The sequence below is a fragment of the Seonamhaeicola aphaedonensis genome, from assembly GCF_003386195.1.
In the GTDB taxonomy this organism is placed as follows: Bacteria; Bacteroidota; Bacteroidia; order Flavobacteriales; family Flavobacteriaceae; genus Seonamhaeicola; species Seonamhaeicola aphaedonensis.
Genome location: NZ_QRDX01000001.1, coordinates 34479 through 51048 on the forward strand (window position 1 = coordinate 34479; position 16570 = coordinate 51048).

The window sequence follows — 16570 nt, forward strand, 5'->3', positions numbered from 1 at the left end:
CTTAGTTCTTTTTAAAAGGTAACCCTAATTCAGTTAATAATGATTTTGCTTCTTTATCTGTTTCTGCAGAAGTTACAAATGTAATATCCATACCAGAGATTTTATTTACTTTATCAATGTTTATCTCTGGGAAAATAATTTGCTCAGTAACACCTAAATTGTAATTACCTCTTCCATCAAAACCAGTTGCTTTAATTCCATTAAAATCTCTAACACGTGGCAATGCAGAAGTCACTAGTCTATCTAAGAACTCATACATTCTTTCGCCACGTAATGTTACTTTAGCGCCTATTGGCATACCTTTACGTAATTTAAAAGAAGCAACGTCTTTTTTTGATATGGTTGCTACAGCTTTTTGACCAGATATAGTAGTTAACTCTTCTACAGCATGGTCAATTAACTTTTTATCTGCAACAGCGGCTCCAACACCTTTAGATATCACTATCTTTTCTAGTTTAGGAACTTGCATTACATTTTTGTATCCAAATTCATCTGTAAGAGCTGCAATTACTCTGCTTTTATACTCTTGCTTAAGTCTTGGTGAATATGCCATAACTATATTACTTCATTAGATTTTACTGAAAATCTCACTTTCTTATCGCCTTCCATTCTAAAACCTACTCTTGTTGTTTCACCATTTGCAGTTAACAACGATAAGTTTGAAATATGAATTGGCGCTTCTTTCTCTACGATTCCTCCTTGAGGGTTTTGTGCACTTGGTTTTGTATGTTTCTTAACCATGTTAACTCCCTCTACAATCGCTTTGTTCTTATCTATCAATACTTTTTGTACTTTACCTTCTGCTCCTTTATGGTCTCCGGCAATTACTTTTACAGTATCTCCTGTTTTAATTTTAAGCTTTGTCATCATAATAATGTATTAAAGCACCTCTGGTGCTAATGATACAATCTTCATGAATTGCTTATCACGAAGTTCTCTTGCAACAGGACCAAATACACGTGTACCTCTCATTTCTCCTTGCGGATTTAGTAATACACATGCGTTATCATCAAATCTAATATAAGATCCGTCTGGTCTTCTTACTTCCTTTACAGTACGAACAACAACAGCTGTTGAAACAGCTCCTTTTTTAATGTTGCCGTTAGGAGTTGCATCTTTAACAGAAACTACTATTTTGTCTCCAACTGATGCATATCTTCTTTTAGTACCACCTAGAACGCGAATAGTTAAAACTTCTTTTGCTCCGGTGTTATCTGCTACCTTAAGTCTTGATTCTTGTTGTACCATAATTACTTAGCTCTTTCAATTATTTCAACTAATCTCCAACACTTAGATTTACTCATAGGTCTTGTTTCCATGATCCTAACAGTATCTCCTTCGTTGCAGTCGTTCTTCTCGTCGTGTGCAACGTACTTCTTCGTTTTTAAAACGAATTTTCCATACATAGGGTGCTTTACTTTTTTCACCTCAGAAACCACAATAGATTTCTGCATTTTGTTACTTGTAACAACCCCTATACGTTCTTTTCTTAAATTTCTTGTTTCCATCTTTCAGCAGAATTATTGTAAATCTCTTTTAGTTAACTCCGTTGCAATTCTGGCTACAGTACGTCTTACAGTACGTAACTGAATTGGATTCTCTAAAGGAGATATTGCATGAGCTAATTTTAGGTCTGAATAACTTTTTTTAGTCTCACTAAGTTTTTCTTGTAACTCAGCTGTAGATAATTCTTTAATTTCTGATTGTTTCATAATCTTAAATTATTATGCTTCGTAATCGCGAGCAATTAAAAACTTAGTTTTTACTGGTAATTTTTGAGCTGCTAAACGTAATGCTTCTTTAGCTACGTCTAATGGTACTCCACCAATCTCAAATAAAACGCGTCCTGGTTTTACAACAGCTACCCAATACTCTACGGCACCTTTACCTTTACCCATACGTACTTCAAGAGGCTTTTTTGTGATAGGTTTGTCTGGAAATATTTTAATCCAAAGAGACCCTTCTCTTTTCATATAACGAGTAGCAGCAATACGAGCAGCTTCAATTTGACGCGCTGTTATAAACGTTGAGTCTAATGCTTTTATACCGAAAGTTCCGTTTGAAAGTTGGTGCCCTCTTTGAGAAAGCCCTTTCATGCGTCCTTTCTGTTGCTTACGAAATTTTGTTCTTTTAGGCTGTAACATGTTTTTTTACTTTAAAAAATTACTTTCTGCGACGAGGAGCTTTAGTTCCACGTCCGCCACCTTTTCCTTGCTTCTTAGATAAACCAACAAGCGGAGAAAGCTCTCTTTTACCATATACTTCACCTTTCATTATCCATACTTTAACACCCAATCTACCATAAGTAGTGTGGGCTTCAACTAAAGCATAGTCAATATCGGCTCTAAATGTTGATAAAGGAATACGTCCTTCTTTGTAATGCTCAGAACGTGCCATTTCAGCCCCGTTTAAACGACCACTAATTTGAATTTTAATTCCTTCAGCATTCATACGCATTGTAGCAGCAATAGCCATTTTTATTGCACGACGGTAAGAAATTCTATTTTCAATTTGTCTTGCAATACTTGATGCTACTAAAAATGCATCTAGTTCAGGTCTTTTAATCTCAAAGATGTTAATCTGAACTTCTTTTCCAGTAATCTTTTTAAGCTCTTCTTTTAACTTGTCTACCTCTTGACCACCTTTACCGATAATAATACCAGGTCTAGCAGTAGTGATAGTAACGGTTACAAGCTTAAGAGTTCTTTCTATAATTACTCTACTAACACTAGCTTTAGATAAACGCGCGTGAACGTATTTTCTAATCTTATCGTCTTCGGCTAGCTTGTCACCATAATCGTTTCCTCCGTACCAGTTAGATTCCCATCCTCTGATAATTCCTAAGCGATTTCCGATTGGATTTGTTTTTTGTCCCATACTTCTATCTTAGCTTTGTGTGTTATTGTTATCTCCAAGCACTAAGGTTACGTGGTTGGATCTTTTTCTAATTCTGTGTGCACGACCTTGAGGTGCTGGACGTAATCTCTTTAACATAGACCCACCATCAACTCTGATCTCTTTTACAAATAATTCAGCCGACTCGATATCTGCATCTTCGTTTTTAGCTTGCCAATTAGCAATTGCTGAAAGTAATAACTTTTCTAAACGATTAGACGCTTCTTTTTGGCTAAATTTCAATATATTAAGTGCCTTTTCTACCTTTTCACCTCTTACTAAATCGGCTACTAAACGCATTTTTCTTGGTGACGTAGGACAGTTATTAAGTTTAGCAAAAGCGACTTGCTTTTTGCTTTCCTTAATAGCGTCTGCCATTTGTTTTTTACGACTTCCCATAGCTCTTATTTTTTACCTTTATTTTTTGCACCTGCATGTCCACGGAATGAACGTGTTGGTGAAAATTCTCCTAACTTATGACCTACCATATTCTCTGTTACATAAACAGGGACAAATTGACGACCATTATGTACTGCTATTGTTTGTCCAACAAAATCAGGTGTAATCATACTAGCTCTAGACCAAGTTTTGATAACTGTTTTTTTGTTAGCTTCAACGTTTGCAGCCACTTTTCTTTCTAATTTATAATGAACGTAAGGTCCTTTTTTTAGTGATCTTGCCATGTCTTATTTCTTTCTACGTTCTACAATATATTTGTTACTCGCTTTTGTTTTAGAACGGGTTCTATAACCTTTAGCAGGTATACCGTTTCTAGAACGTGGGTGACCACCTGAAGCACGACCTTCACCACCACCCATTGGATGATCAATTGGGTTCATTACTACTGGTCTTGTTCTTGGCCTTCTACCTAACCATCTTGTTCTACCAGCTTTACCAGACACTAACAACTGATGATCTGAGTTAGAAACAACGCCGATAGTAGCCATACAAGTAACTAATACTAAACGCGTTTCACCAGAAGGTAATTTGATAGTAGCAAACTTACCATCTCTTGCCATTAACTGTGCAAAAGCTCCAGCACTACGTGCCATAACAGCACCTTGACCAGGACGTAATTCTACACAAGAAATTATGGTTCCTAATGGAATTTCACTTAAAGGCATTGCATTACCAATTTCAGGAGCAATTCCTTGTTCACCAGACACTACATTTTGTCCAACCTGTAAACCATTTTGAGCAATGATGTAACGCTTCTCGCCATCTTGATAGTTCAATAAGGCTATAAAAGCTGATCTGTTAGGATCGTATTCTATAGTTTTAACCTCCGCTGGAATACCAGTTTTGTTACGTTTAAAATCAATAACACGATACTTTCTCTTATGACCTCCACCTTTATAGCGCATGGTCATTTTTCCTTGACTGTTTCTACCACCTGAACGTTTTTTCGGAGCCAATAAACTTTTCTCCGGCTTATCAGTAGTAATGGCGTCAAATCCATTTACTACTCTAAATCGCTGTCCTGGTGTGATTGGTTTTAATTTTCTTACTGACATTGTTGTCTAATTACATATTAGCATATAAATCAATCATTTCACCTTCCGCCAGTTGTACAATTGCCTTTTTTACAGCATTTGTTTTACCATGTTGAATACCAGTTTTTGTATACTTGGTACTACGATCTGGACGGACATTTATAGTACGAACTTTTTCAACAGAAACACCATAAGTAGCCTCTACAGCTTTTTTGATTTCCACCTTGTTCGCCTTTGTATTCACCGCGAAAGTATAGCAGTTATTTAACTCACTATCTGCAGTCGCTTTTTCTGTGATTATAGGTTTAATTAAGATACTCATACTGTGTCTTATTTACTTAAGTTAGATTCAATTCCTTCTAAAGCGCCTTCTAAAAACACTACTTGATTTGCATTTAAAATCTTATAAGTGCTTAATTCTGAATTAGTTATAACCTCAGAACCCTTTAAATTGCGCGATGACAAATATACGTTATTATTTGACCCACCCAACACAAACAAAGACTTTTTGTTTTCTAAGTCTAACGCCTTTAAAACAGCAGTAAAGTTTTTAGTTTTTGGAGCCTCAAAATTGAAGTCTTCTAAAACCGTAATTGCCTTTTCTCCTGCTTTAATACTTAATGCAGATTTACGCGCTAAACGCTTTAAGTTTTTATTAAGTTTAAAACTGTAGTTTCTAGGTCTAGGTCCGAACATACGCCCACCACCTTTAAATACACCAGACTTAATACTACCAGCTCTAGCAGTACCAGTTCCTTTTTGTTTCTTAATCTTACGAGTACTTCCAACAATCTCACCTCTTTCTTTAGATTTGTGAGTCCCTTGACGTTGGTTAGCTAAATACTGCTTAACGTCTAAGTATACCGCATGATTATTTGGTTCAATAGCAAACACATCGTTAGAAAGCTCCGCTTGTCTACCTGTGTCTTTTCCGTTTATGTCTAAAACTGCTACTTTCATTACTTACGAATAATTACATAAGAATTTTTATGCCCAGGCACACAACCTTTAACAACAAGTAAGTTCTTTTCAGCAACTACTTTTAAAACTCTTAAATTTTGTACTTTCACTTTTTCTCCACCCATTCTTCCGGCCATTTTCAAACCTTTGAAAACTCTAGCAGGATAAGATGCAGCTCCAATAGAACCAGGCGCTCTTAAACGGTTATGTTGACCGTGCGTAGATTGACCCACACCACCAAAACCGTGACGTTTTACAACACCTTGAAATCCTTTTCCTTTTGATGTTCCAGAGATATCAACAAATTCTCCTTCAGCAAAATGCTCAACAGTAATAGCATCTCCTAATTTGTACTCCTCGTCAAAACCTTTAAACTCAACGACCTTGCGTTTAACAGAAGTACCTGCTTTCTTAGCATGACCTAGGTCTGCTTTGGTAGCACTTTTTTCTGTCGCGTCATCGAAACCTAATTGAACAGCCTTATAGCCGTCAACCTCTTCAGTTCTGACTTGGGTAACGATACATGGTCCAGCTTCGATTACTGTACAAGGAATGTTCTTCCCGTTTTCATCAAAGATGCTGGTCATACCGATTTTTTTTCCAATTAACCCAGACATAATTTAATTATTAATTTATTATTACTTATTTAAAAAATTTCAGGGACAAAATACCTTTCGTCCCTGAAATGTATTTTTCCGTTTTTCCCGCGACCGCATCGGTGGGACATGTTTCATTTCTGCTGTAAGCAGAAATTATAACTATACCTTAATCTCTACTTCAACACCACTTGGTAATTCAAGCTTCATTAACGCATCAATAGTTTTTGATGACGAAGAGTAAATATCCATTAATCTTTTGTATGAAGATAATTGAAATTGTTCTCTTGATTTCTTGTTTACGTGTGGAGAACGTAGTACAGTAAAAATCTTTTTGTGTGTTGGTAGTGGAATTGGACCAGTTACAACAGCTCCAGTACTTTTTACTGTTTTAACGATTTTATCAGCAGACTTATCTACTAAATTATGATCGTATGATTTTAATTTTATTCTGATTTTTTGACTCATTTTCTTAGATTTTAAGCTTCAACTCCTTTAGCTGCTTTGATTACTTCTTCAGATATATTTGAAGGAGTTTCAGCGTAATGTGAAAACTCCATTGTAGAAGTGGCTCTACCTGATGATAAAGTTCTTAAAGAAGTAACATAACCAAACATTTCTGATAATGGGACCAAAGCCTTAACAACCTTAGATCCAGCTCTATCACTCATGTCATTTACCTGACCTCGTCTTCTGTTCAAGTCACCTACTATATCCCCCATGTTTTCTTCTGGAGTCAATACTTCTAACTTCATGATTGGCTCCATGATTACAGCTTTTGCAGCTTTTGCGGCAGCTTTAAATCCAAGTTTTGCAGCCAATTCGAATGATAATTGATCAGAATCTACATCGTGATAAGAACCATCTGTTAAAGTAACTTTCATAGCATCTACCTCATATCCTGCTAAAGGGCCATTAACCATAGCCATTTTGAATCCTTTCTCAACCGAAGGAATAAATTCTTTTGGAACATTACCACCTTTAATTTCAGAAACAAATTCTAGACCTTGTTTACCTTCTTCAGCAGGCTCCAATGTGAATACAATATCTGCAAATTTACCACGACCACCAGATTGTTTCTTATAAACCTCTCTGTGTTCAGCACGCTGGGTAATGGCTTCTTTGTACTCTACTTGTGGTTGACCTTGATTTACCTCAACCTTAAACTCACGCTTAAGACGGTCAACAATAATATCTAAGTGAAGCTCACCCATACCAGAAATAATAGTCTGTCCCGAGGCTTCATCTGTTCTAACAGTAAATGTTGGATCTTCTTCAGCCAATTTACCTAAAGCCATTCCTAATTTATCAACATCTGCCTTAGTTTTAGGCTCAACAGCGATACCAATTACAGGATCAGGGAAATCCATAGACTCTAGAACAATAGGAGCTTTTTCATCAGATAAAGTATCACCTGTTTTAATGTCTTTAAACCCTACAGCTGCTCCAATATCTCCTGCTTCAATATATTCTATTGCATTTTGCTTGTTAGAATGCATTTGATAGATACGAGAAATACGCTCTTTTTTACCAGAACGATTGTTCAACACGTAAGAACCTGCATCTAAACGACCAGAATATGCTCTGAAGAATGCTAAACGACCTACGAAAGGATCGGTAGCAATTTTAAATGCTAATGCAGCAAAAGGCGCGCTAGCATCAGGTTTACGAGAAATCTCCGCACCTGTATCAGGATCTGTTCCTTTAATATTATCTCTATCTAATGGTGAAGGTAAATAACGACATACAGCGTCTAATAAAAACTGTACACCTTTATTTTTAAATGAAGAACCACAAATCATAGGAATGATAGCCATATCCATTACGGCAGCTCTAAGTGCAGCGTGCACTTCTTCTTCTGTAATAGAATCTTCATCTTCCATGAATTTTTCTAAAAGATTCTCATCATAAGTAGCAACTTCTTCAATAAGTAACGCTCTGTATTTTTGAGCTTCTTCTTTTAACTCTTCTGGAATATCAATTACATCAAATGTAGCCCCTTGAGTTTCATCATGCCATACAATAGCTCTATTCTTTACAAGGTCTACAATTCCTTTAAAGTCTACTTCATCACCAATATTCAATACAATTGGCACTGCATTAGACTTCAACATATCTTTAACTTGCTGACAAACCGCTAAGAAGTTTGAACCTTGACGGTCCATTTTATTAACGAAACCAATTCTAGGAACTTTATAGTTATCAGCTAATCTCCAGTTAGTTTCAGATTGTGGCTCAACACCATCAACCGCACTAAATAAGAATACTAATCCATCTAATACACGTAACGAACGGTTCACCTCTACAGTAAAATCAACGTGACCGGGAGTATCAATAATATTAAAATGGTAAGGTTTTGTTTCATCTATTGGCTGCCCATTTTTTAATGGAAAGTTCCATGTACAAGTAGTTGCAGCTGAAGTGATAGTAATACCTCTTTCTTGCTCTTGCTCCATCCAGTCCATAGTCGCAGCACCATCATGAACTTCACCAATTTTGTGCGATACACCTGTATAATAAAGTATACGCTCAGTTGTTGTAGTTTTACCCGCATCAATATGAGCAGCAATACCAATATTTCTAGTATATTTTAAATCTCTTGCCATGTCGTTAATTAAAATCTAAAGTGTGAGAATGCTTTATTTGCTTCCGCCATTTTGTGAGTATCAACTCTTTTCTTAACAGCAGCACCTTCTTCTTTAGCAGCAGCTAAAATTTCAGCAGCTAATTTTTGAGCCATTGATTTTTCATTACGCTTACGTGCGTAACTAATTAGCCATTTCATTGCTGTAGAAATTTTTCTATCTGGACGGATTTGCATTGGAATTTGGAATGTAGCACCACCAACACGACGGCTACGTACTTCTACGTGAGGCATCACATTAGATAAAGCATCTTTCCAAAGCTCTAAAGCCGTTTTTTCTTCACCTGTCTTTTTAGCATCTACAATATCAATAGCATCATAGAATACTTTGAATGCTACAGACTTCTTCCCATCCCACATTAGGTTGTTTACAAAACGCGTAACCAATTGATCGTTAAACCTTGGGTCTGGTAAAAGAGGTCTCTTTTTAGCTTGTCTTTTTCTCATGTCTTCTTCTTAAAGTGTTTAATTACTTTTTAGGGCGTTTAGCACCATACTTAGATCTACGTTGTGTTCTACCTTGTACACCAGCGGTATCCAAAGCTCCACGCACAATGTGATATCTAACACCTGGCAAATCTTTTACCCTTCCACCTCTAACCAATACTATCGAGTGCTCTTGAAGATTATGTCCTTCACCACCAATGTATGCATTAACCTCGTTACCGTTTGTTAAACGAACCCTAGCCACCTTTCTCATTGCTGAGTTAGGTTTTTTAGGTGTTGTTGTGTAAACACGAGTACATACACCACGTCTTTGTGGACAAGAATCTAAAGCAGCCGATTTACTCTTCTTGGTTATTTTGGCTCTTCCTGTTCTTACTAATTGCGAAATTGTTGGCATATATGAATTATATAAAATTTTAAATCCTCTTATTAGAGGGCTGCAAAGGTAGAAATTAAAATGAATTATTCAAACCCTAATTCATTAATTTTCAAGGTAATTTAAATTTATACCGAAAAGCTATATTATTACTGTGGTTTTTACGTTAGTTTTACAGTAAAAACTTAGCCATTTCAAAGTGAAGAATACAGTATTCCAACTCCTTACCATTCTTGTATTTTTTTCACCACAGGTTTTTTGTCAAAACTTAAAGTTAGGCATTAGCGGTAGCTCTCCCAAAGAAACCCAAATAATTGACTCTCTAAATTATTCAAAAAATCACAAAGACTTCCTATCTCTAAAAACAGAAATAGACGAAGTGCAAAAGCAACTTTATAAAATAGGATTTATTGAGAATAGACTAGATTCGATTCAACATATAAAAGACTCTATCTACAAAACAAAGTTTCAACTAAAAAAAAGATTTAGTACCATACACATTTATTATGATAAAAAGACTGTTTCTAAATCGATTTTACAACAAATTTCAAAAGATTTGTTTGATGATTATTTTGAACTAAAATTTATCGAAATAGAAAATGCACTAAACTTTATAAACTCGAAAATTTCTGAACGAGGATTTCCGTTTTCAAAACTAAAGTTGTCTAACATTACAATAAAGGATCAATACAAACTAAAGGCTCATCTTGAAATTGAAAACAATGACAACAAAAGAACTATTAACAAAATCATAGTTAAAGGTTATGAAAAATTTCCTGAAGCTTATCTAAAACATTTTTTGAAAATAAAACCGTCTCAAATTTTTGATTTAAACAAAATAAAAACAAAAACAGAACAATTACAGAACTTGAGATTTGCCTCTGAAGTTAAACCACCCGAAATTTTGTTTTCAAAAGATTCAACAACCATTTATCTATACCTACAAAAAATCCAAAGCAATTCTTTTGATGGTTTTCTTGGTTTTGGAACTAATGAAGAAACCAATAAAATTGAATTTGATGGTTATTTAAATTTAAATCTAACCAACAATTTAAATTTTGGCGAATCCTTTACTCTGCTATATAAGAGTGATGAGAATGACCAAAAAACATTTCAAACCTCTTTAACACTTCCTTATTTATTTAAGTCGCCTGTTGGTTTAGACTTATCACTTAACATATTTAAAAAGGACTCAACCTTTACAACCGTTAATCAATCGGCAAAAATACATTATCAAATAAGTACTAAACATAAAATTAGTTCTGGATTTCTTTTTGAAGAATCAAACAACCTACTAACTAACAACACTTTTACTGCAATATCAGACTACGAAAAGAATTTCATTTCATTTAGCTACGAGTTTATAAAACCCCAAAACAACAATGCTCTTTTTCCCATCAATTCCTATGTATATTTAGAAACAAACTTTGGTAACAGGAAAGAAACATCTCAAAAAGAAAAGCAATCATTATTTCAAATAAATGCCTATAATATATTTAACCTAAACGATAAAAACAGCTTATACATTAGAACCAATGGTGCGGTTATCAATTCAAATTCCTACTTTGAAAATGAGCTCTTGCGCTTTGGTGGCATCAACTCTATAAGGGGTTTTGAAGAAAACAGCCTTTTCGCTTCCCTTTACGGTTTGATAAATACAGAATACAGATTTCAACTAAACAACGCCATTTACTTACATTCTGTAATTGATGCAGCCTATTTTGAAAATAAAACATCCAACTTAAGTCAAAAACTTTTTAGCTATGGTTTTGGATTTGGTATTCTAACCAAGTCTGGACTATTCAAGCTCAACTATGCTAACGGAAAGAGAGAAAACGAACAGTTCAAACTTTCTAACTCAAAAGTTCATATTAGCTTAACTACAATTTTCTAACTAAGAACCTGAAGAATTATAAATTTTCAAGCTTTAAAGCTATTTTTATTGAATTTTACAGTCAAATTTCAAATTTTAACCATTATTTATTGCTTTATTAACTTTTTATTATGATTTTTGACACTGACTAATTCAAATAATTATAAAATGAAAACAAAGTTTAGTGGAATTCTAACGCTAATACTAGCGTTTGTTGTGCATATTTCTTTTGCACAAGAAAAGACAATTTCGGGTACGGTTTCCGACAATAGCGGACTCCCCCTACCTGGAGCAACTGTCTTAGTTAAAGGTACTACTACAGGTACTTCAACCGATTTCGATGGCAATTACACAATCTCAGTAAATCAAGGTAGTGTACTTGTTTTTAGTTTTGTTGGTTACACTACCCAAGAGATGACAGTTGGAGCGTCAAGCACCATTAATGTTACCATGGTAGAGGATGCAACATCACTTGAAGAAGTGGTTGTAACTGCACAAGGTATTAAAAGAGAAAAGAAAGCTCTTGGATACGCTGTTACCACCATTGATGCTGATGCCATTGAAAACAAGCCCGAAACCGATGTTGCCAAATTGTTAACTGGTAAAGTTGCGGGAGTTCAAGTAAATACCGCAGGTGGATTTTTAGGTCAATCACCAAGTGTTATTATTCGTTCTAAAAACTCCATTACTGGTAATAACCAACCTCTATACATTATAGATGGTATTCCAATTACAGGTGATCGTACCTTTGACCTTGACCCTAACAATATTGCTTCTACAAGTGTACTTAAAGGTTTAGCGGCCTCCACACTATATGGTGAAGACGGTAGAAATGGTGTAATTTTAATTACTACAAAAACAGGTTCTACAACACAACGCGACAAAAAATTTGAAATACAGTTTTTACAAACCACCTCTTTATTAGAGGTAGCGAACTTACCCGAATATCAAAATAAATATGGGCAAGGGGCAGATAATGCCATAAATACAACTTTCTTTGGTACTTGGGGAGCAGCCTTTGATGGTCAAATAGTTCCACATCATTTATCCATTGGTGCATTTGCAGAATCTTTTCCTGAGTTTCAAGGTGCTACTGTGGAATACAAAGCAATCCCAAATAACGTGTCAGACTTTTTTAATGCTGAATTAGGAACCACAACTTCGGTATTAGTTTCTAAAAAGACTGAGGAGGCATCGTTTGCTTTTAACGCAAGTTACGCAGATCAGCAAGGTTTTGTGGAATCAAGTAGTTTAAAACGTTTAAATTTATCATTTGGTGGAGAAGTTAAACTAAGTAACAAGTTCTCATTAAGTGCTAAAGCGGATATCATCAATACGGATACAAATAGACCTTCCTTAGCAACTTTCCAATTACTGACTTGGATTCCTAGAAACTTAGATATTCAAAACTTGCCTTATCAAGATCCAAATACTGGTGCTAGTGTATATTATAGAACTACTATTACAAACCCTATTTGGAATGTTAAAAACTCAGGATTTAATTTAGATACTGATCGTTTTATAGGAAGCGCAAATTTAAAATACCAATTTTCTGATAAAGTTAATTTGACTTATACGTATGGATTGGATTTGTATAATGAGCTTAATTTTAATTATACCAATAAAGGAGGAAACGAAAATCCTTTAGGTTTTATTCAAAGTTTCGACAACTACAACAAGGTTCAAAACCACCGCGTTATTTTAGGTTTAAACAGTATAGACCTTGCAGGAGATTTCTCAATGAATGGCCAATTAGGTTTTGAAACCAAAAACACCATAAGAGATGTTTATGGAGTCCAAGGATTAGATCAAATTGTTTTTGGTGTTTTAGATTTAGATAATTTTAGAGAATTTACCCCTATCACAGCTTGGTCAACATTAGATGGTTTTGCTATTACACCTTCAGAGCAAAACAGAATTGGTCTTTTTGGAGCCATGGACTTTGCTTATAAGAACTATTTATATTTAAATGTTCAGGCTAGAAATGACTGGGCTTCTACAGTTGAAAAACCCAATCAATCTGTTTTTTATCCCAGTGTGGCACTATCATTTATCCCATCATCTGCCTTTGAAGGCTTTGGTGGAAATTATTTAAAGTTTAGAGCCAGTTACGGATCCTCTGCAAGTTTTCCAATTGCTTATTTAACACGCCCAACACTTACCTCACAAGGAAATGGGTGGATAAACCCTTTTGATGGTTCTACCGTAGCTTTTAACTCCTTAGATTCATTTTTACCTAATCCTGATTTAGGCCCGGAGAAATTAAGGGAGTATGAATTAGGTACTGAAGGTAGATTTCTCAATAATCGGTTAACTTTTGATATCTCTTTATACTCAAAGAGAATTGAAGATCAAATATTATATTCCGACTTACCAAACTCTACTGGTTTTGTTTTAACCCAAATTAACGCTGGTGATGTGGAGACCAAAGGTATTGAAATTGGATTGAACTTAGTGCCAATTCAAACAGAGGATTTTATTTGGTCTATAAATAACAACTTTACCGCTTATGAATCAACAGTATATAATCTACCAGTAGATTTAATTGAGATAGGTACTGGTGCAGGTATTAATGGAAACACGCTGAATACAGCCATAAATGGAGAACCTTTTGGTGTGTTTAGAGGAAACTATGCCGTTAAAGATGATGATGGTAATTTATTGATAAATCCTACTACGGGTAAAATCATTTTTAGTGAAGATGTTGGGCTTCCAAATGATATTATTGGAGATCCGAACGAAGACTTTAGGTTCACTACTATAAATTCCATAACTTATAAAAACTGGTCTTTAAGTGCGCAGTTGGAGTATGTTCATGGTGGCGACATTTATTCTAACTCGGCTGTAAACTTATTAAGACGTGGTGTAACTAGAGATACTGAAAATAGAGAAGAGTCATATATCATCCCTGGTGTTTTAGGAGATCCTGCAACCGGAGAAGCTCTTACTGATGGAAATGGAGACCCTATACCTAACAACATACAAATTGGCGCCAATGATTTATACTTTATAAACCTAATGGACGTTGATGAAAATGCCGTATTTGATGCCACCACAGTACGTTTGAGAGATATTTCTCTTAGTTACAACATGCCTGAAAAATTATTGGAGAAAACGCCGTTTGGAACGATGTCTTTCACCTTATCTGGTAATAATTTATGGTATTATACTCCTAACTTACCTAAGTACCTTAATTTAGATCCTGAAGTGTTACTAACTGGCCAAGGAAATACATTTGGTGTAGATTTTCAAAATGCACCGTCTTACAAACAATACTCACTTAGCATCAAGTTAACCTTTTAAAAAAATACGCAATGAAAACATATAAAAAAATAACAACGTTTTGTGTTTTACTTGGATTGGCAATATCGATGCTATTTATTTCATGTGAAACTACAAATCTAGAATTACAAGATAATCCAAATGAACTGACATTAAGTTCTGCAGATCCTAATTTTGTATTAAACTCTATAATGGGAACTTTTGGTCAGCAGCATTTTACATTGGCAGGCATAGTAGAACCCATGGTAAGGCACAACCACCTGTTTGGTACTTATGCTAATAGTGCGTCACCTAATACTATGGATGTTCCTTGGCAATTTACCTATGCCATCACTAACAATTTAAATTTCCTAGAAGATTTATCAACCATTCAAGGATTACCACAACATGTTGGTGTAGGACAAATTATTGAGGCTTATGCTTATGTAAATTTGGTTGACTTTATTGGAACAGCCGTTTATTCCCAAGCGGTTAATCCTGAATTTCCAAACCCTATTCTTGATGATGGTGCTTCTATATATGATGCCATGTACAACCAGCTGGACGATGCCATAGTGAATTTAAAAAAGGAAAATTCTATCCTATTTGAAGATATATACTATAATGGTGATGTTGAAAAATGGATAAAATTGGCTAATACTTTAAAATTAAGAATGTATGTTCAGAGTAAATTAGTGGCAACACCAGAAATGGTTTCAAATCTAAATGCGATAGTAGCTGCTGGCAATTTTATTTCTGACCCTAAGGATGATTTTGTTGTTCTCTTCGGGACAAATGAAACCAACCCCGATGTTAGACATCCTAATTTTCAACAACAATATGCAGATGGTACCAATGCTGGTAATGTATTCCAAAGTAACGATTTCATGAATTTACTACTTAATACTAAATCTAGTCCAGACCCCAGAACACCGTTTTATTTTTATCGCCAAGATTTAAATGACCCTGTTACCGAAGATGTTGATCATTGCGGAGCAAGTTGGTTTTGCTATTTAGGCGATGGGTATGATGGTAGAGACCATGGTGACGATGAAGGTATTGAAAACGATGGTGAACAACGTGTGGCTTATGGTATTTATCCTAGTGGTGGCGCCCTTGATACCGCAGGGACTCAAGCTGAAGAAACTGCCATAGCTACAGCTAACTACGATCCTTCTTCTGGAGTAACACTCGCTGAGCACATTAAAGAGCATTTAAGTACAGTGAATCCTACCACAACAAATAGTTCTAACCTTGGTGGCGAAGGTATTGGCCCCTTTTTAACGGCTAGTTTTGTACATTTCTTACTTGCTGAGGCTGCTTTACCTACACCGCAAGGTATGGGAGCTACTGGAGATAGTGCTACTCTACTAAAAACAGCCATGGAATTATCCTTTGCTAAAGTTGAAGAAGTGAGTGGTGAAGAAATGAATGATGCAGATATTATGGATTATGTAGATGAAGTTATGGCTGAATATAATGCTGCAGATGCCGAAGGTAAATTGAATATTATTGCTAGAGAGTACTATATTGCTTGTTTTGGTAATAGTATTGAGGCTTACAACTTGTATAGAAGAACAGGTTACCCAGATTTACAGGCACATGTGTTAGCAAGTGGTGGCGAATTCCCAAGAAGTTTCTTTTTACCATCCTCTGAATTAACAACTAATTCAAGTCTAGATGCTGTAGACGATCAAAAAAAACTCACAGATCAGGTATTTTGGGATACCAATCCGGCAGGTTTTATTGACTAATAAAAAAAATTAAATTATGAAAAAATTAAAATATTTTTTAGTATGCTTAGTACTGACATCCATGAACTTCTCATGTACAGATCAAAGTACTATTGCCAACCCCGCACTTTATGAGTTAGAAAACGGTGCCTTTGTTAGATTTGTTCAAAGCCCTCCAGCCACAGCTAGTGATCCCCAAGGGATTTCATATTCGGGTGAAATTTATGACCCTAAGGGGAATGTTGCAAGTTATACAGTTGCTTTAAAAGCTACTATAGGTGGGTAGGTTTAT

Annotated in this window: 21 protein-coding genes; 4 read left to right on the forward strand and 17 right to left on the reverse strand. The window is 35.3% G+C overall.

Annotation, left to right across the window (positions count from 1 at the left end; translation table 11 throughout):
* Position 1: 1 nt before the first annotated feature.
* From rplE to rpsL, 17 genes are all read right to left on the reverse strand, one after another.
* The gene (gene rplE, locus DFQ02_RS00190; RefSeq protein WP_116038982.1) at positions 2 to 553 is read right to left on the reverse strand and encodes a 50S ribosomal protein L5; all 552 of its coding nucleotides are present in this window, start codon (positions 551 to 553) and stop codon (positions 2 to 4) included.
* Between the two features lie 2 nt (positions 554 to 555).
* Entirely contained in the window at positions 556 to 867 is a 312-nt protein-coding gene (gene rplX, locus DFQ02_RS00195; protein WP_116038983.1) for a 50S ribosomal protein L24, read from the reverse strand.
* Between the two features lie 12 nt (positions 868 to 879).
* Positions 880 to 1248: a 50S ribosomal protein L14 gene (gene rplN / locus DFQ02_RS00200; RefSeq protein ID WP_116038984.1), complete on the reverse strand. Its 369-nt coding sequence runs from the start codon at positions 1246 to 1248 to the stop codon at positions 880 to 882.
* 2 nt (positions 1249 to 1250) lie between these two features.
* Positions 1251 to 1508 (reverse strand): 30S ribosomal protein S17, encoded by a 258-nt coding sequence (gene rpsQ / locus DFQ02_RS00205; protein ID WP_042245209.1) that lies wholly within the window; start codon positions 1506 to 1508, stop codon positions 1251 to 1253.
* Between the two features lie 12 nt (positions 1509 to 1520).
* Complete coding sequence (gene rpmC, locus DFQ02_RS00210; RefSeq protein WP_116038985.1) at positions 1521 to 1712, reverse strand: 50S ribosomal protein L29; 192 nt, start codon at positions 1710 to 1712, stop codon at positions 1521 to 1523.
* A gap of 12 nt (positions 1713 to 1724) precedes the next feature.
* Positions 1725 to 2144: a 50S ribosomal protein L16 gene (gene rplP, locus DFQ02_RS00215; protein ID WP_116038986.1), complete on the reverse strand. Its 420-nt coding sequence runs from the start codon at positions 2142 to 2144 to the stop codon at positions 1725 to 1727.
* Positions 2145 to 2163: 19 nt separating this feature from the next.
* Positions 2164 to 2877: a 30S ribosomal protein S3 gene (gene rpsC, locus DFQ02_RS00220; RefSeq protein WP_116038987.1), complete on the reverse strand. Its 714-nt coding sequence runs from the start codon at positions 2875 to 2877 to the stop codon at positions 2164 to 2166.
* A 9-nt stretch (positions 2878 to 2886) separates the two neighbouring features.
* Positions 2887 to 3294, reverse strand: a complete 408-nt coding sequence (rplV, locus tag DFQ02_RS00225; RefSeq protein ID WP_116038988.1) for a 50S ribosomal protein L22 — start codon at positions 3292 to 3294, stop codon at positions 2887 to 2889.
* A gap of 5 nt (positions 3295 to 3299) precedes the next feature.
* On the reverse strand, positions 3300 to 3578 hold the full coding sequence (gene rpsS, locus DFQ02_RS00230) for a 30S ribosomal protein S19 (RefSeq protein WP_013869040.1): 279 nt from the start codon (positions 3576 to 3578) through the stop codon (positions 3300 to 3302).
* Between the two features lie 3 nt (positions 3579 to 3581).
* Entirely contained in the window at positions 3582 to 4409 is an 828-nt protein-coding gene (rplB, locus tag DFQ02_RS00235; protein WP_116038989.1) for a 50S ribosomal protein L2, read from the reverse strand.
* A gap of 10 nt (positions 4410 to 4419) precedes the next feature.
* The gene (rplW, locus tag DFQ02_RS00240; RefSeq protein WP_116038990.1) at positions 4420 to 4710 is read right to left on the reverse strand and encodes a 50S ribosomal protein L23; all 291 of its coding nucleotides are present in this window, start codon (positions 4708 to 4710) and stop codon (positions 4420 to 4422) included.
* Positions 4711 to 4718: 8 nt separating this feature from the next.
* Positions 4719 to 5348 carry a 50S ribosomal protein L4 gene (gene rplD, locus DFQ02_RS00245; protein WP_116038991.1) on the reverse strand — a complete coding sequence of 210 codons (630 nt, stop codon included), beginning with the start codon at positions 5346 to 5348 and terminating at the stop codon, positions 4719 to 4721.
* On the reverse strand, positions 5348 to 5965 hold the full coding sequence (gene rplC / locus DFQ02_RS00250; protein ID WP_116038992.1) for a 50S ribosomal protein L3: 618 nt from the start codon (positions 5963 to 5965) through the stop codon (positions 5348 to 5350). The genes rplD and rplC overlap by 1 nt, the downstream gene beginning before the upstream one ends.
* 141 nt (positions 5966 to 6106) lie before the next feature.
* On the reverse strand, positions 6107 to 6412 hold the full coding sequence (gene rpsJ / locus DFQ02_RS00255; protein ID WP_076698044.1) for a 30S ribosomal protein S10: 306 nt from the start codon (positions 6410 to 6412) through the stop codon (positions 6107 to 6109).
* Positions 6413 to 6423: 11 nt separating this feature from the next.
* The gene (gene fusA, locus DFQ02_RS00260) at positions 6424 to 8550 is read right to left on the reverse strand and encodes an elongation factor G (RefSeq protein WP_116038993.1); all 2127 of its coding nucleotides are present in this window, start codon (positions 8548 to 8550) and stop codon (positions 6424 to 6426) included.
* A gap of 8 nt (positions 8551 to 8558) precedes the next feature.
* Positions 8559 to 9035, reverse strand: coding sequence for a 30S ribosomal protein S7 (gene rpsG / locus DFQ02_RS00265; RefSeq protein WP_116038994.1), 477 nt, complete (start codon positions 9033 to 9035; stop codon positions 8559 to 8561).
* A gap of 22 nt (positions 9036 to 9057) precedes the next feature.
* The gene (gene rpsL / locus DFQ02_RS00270; protein ID WP_116038995.1) at positions 9058 to 9432 is read right to left on the reverse strand and encodes a 30S ribosomal protein S12; all 375 of its coding nucleotides are present in this window, start codon (positions 9430 to 9432) and stop codon (positions 9058 to 9060) included.
* A gap of 178 nt (positions 9433 to 9610) precedes the next feature.
* Between rpsL and DFQ02_RS00275 the strand changes: the two genes are divergently transcribed.
* The 4 genes from DFQ02_RS00275 (at position 9611) to DFQ02_RS00290 (ending at position 16564) form a co-directional block, all read left to right on the forward strand.
* A complete protein-coding gene (locus DFQ02_RS00275; protein WP_116038996.1) occupies positions 9611 to 11305 on the forward strand; it encodes a POTRA domain-containing protein in 1695 nt (564 codons plus the stop codon).
* Positions 11306 to 11452: 147 nt separating this feature from the next.
* The gene (locus tag DFQ02_RS00280) at positions 11453 to 14587 is read left to right on the forward strand and encodes a SusC/RagA family TonB-linked outer membrane protein (protein ID WP_116038997.1); all 3135 of its coding nucleotides are present in this window, start codon (positions 11453 to 11455) and stop codon (positions 14585 to 14587) included.
* An 11-nt stretch (positions 14588 to 14598) separates the two neighbouring features.
* Positions 14599 to 16299 (forward strand): SusD/RagB family nutrient-binding outer membrane lipoprotein, encoded by a 1701-nt coding sequence (locus tag DFQ02_RS00285; protein ID WP_116038998.1) that lies wholly within the window; start codon positions 14599 to 14601, stop codon positions 16297 to 16299.
* Between the two features lie 61 nt (positions 16300 to 16360).
* Positions 16361 to 16564, forward strand: coding sequence for a hypothetical protein (locus DFQ02_RS00290; protein ID WP_116038999.1), 204 nt, complete (start codon positions 16361 to 16363; stop codon positions 16562 to 16564).
* The last annotated feature ends 6 nt before the right edge of the window (positions 16565 to 16570 follow it).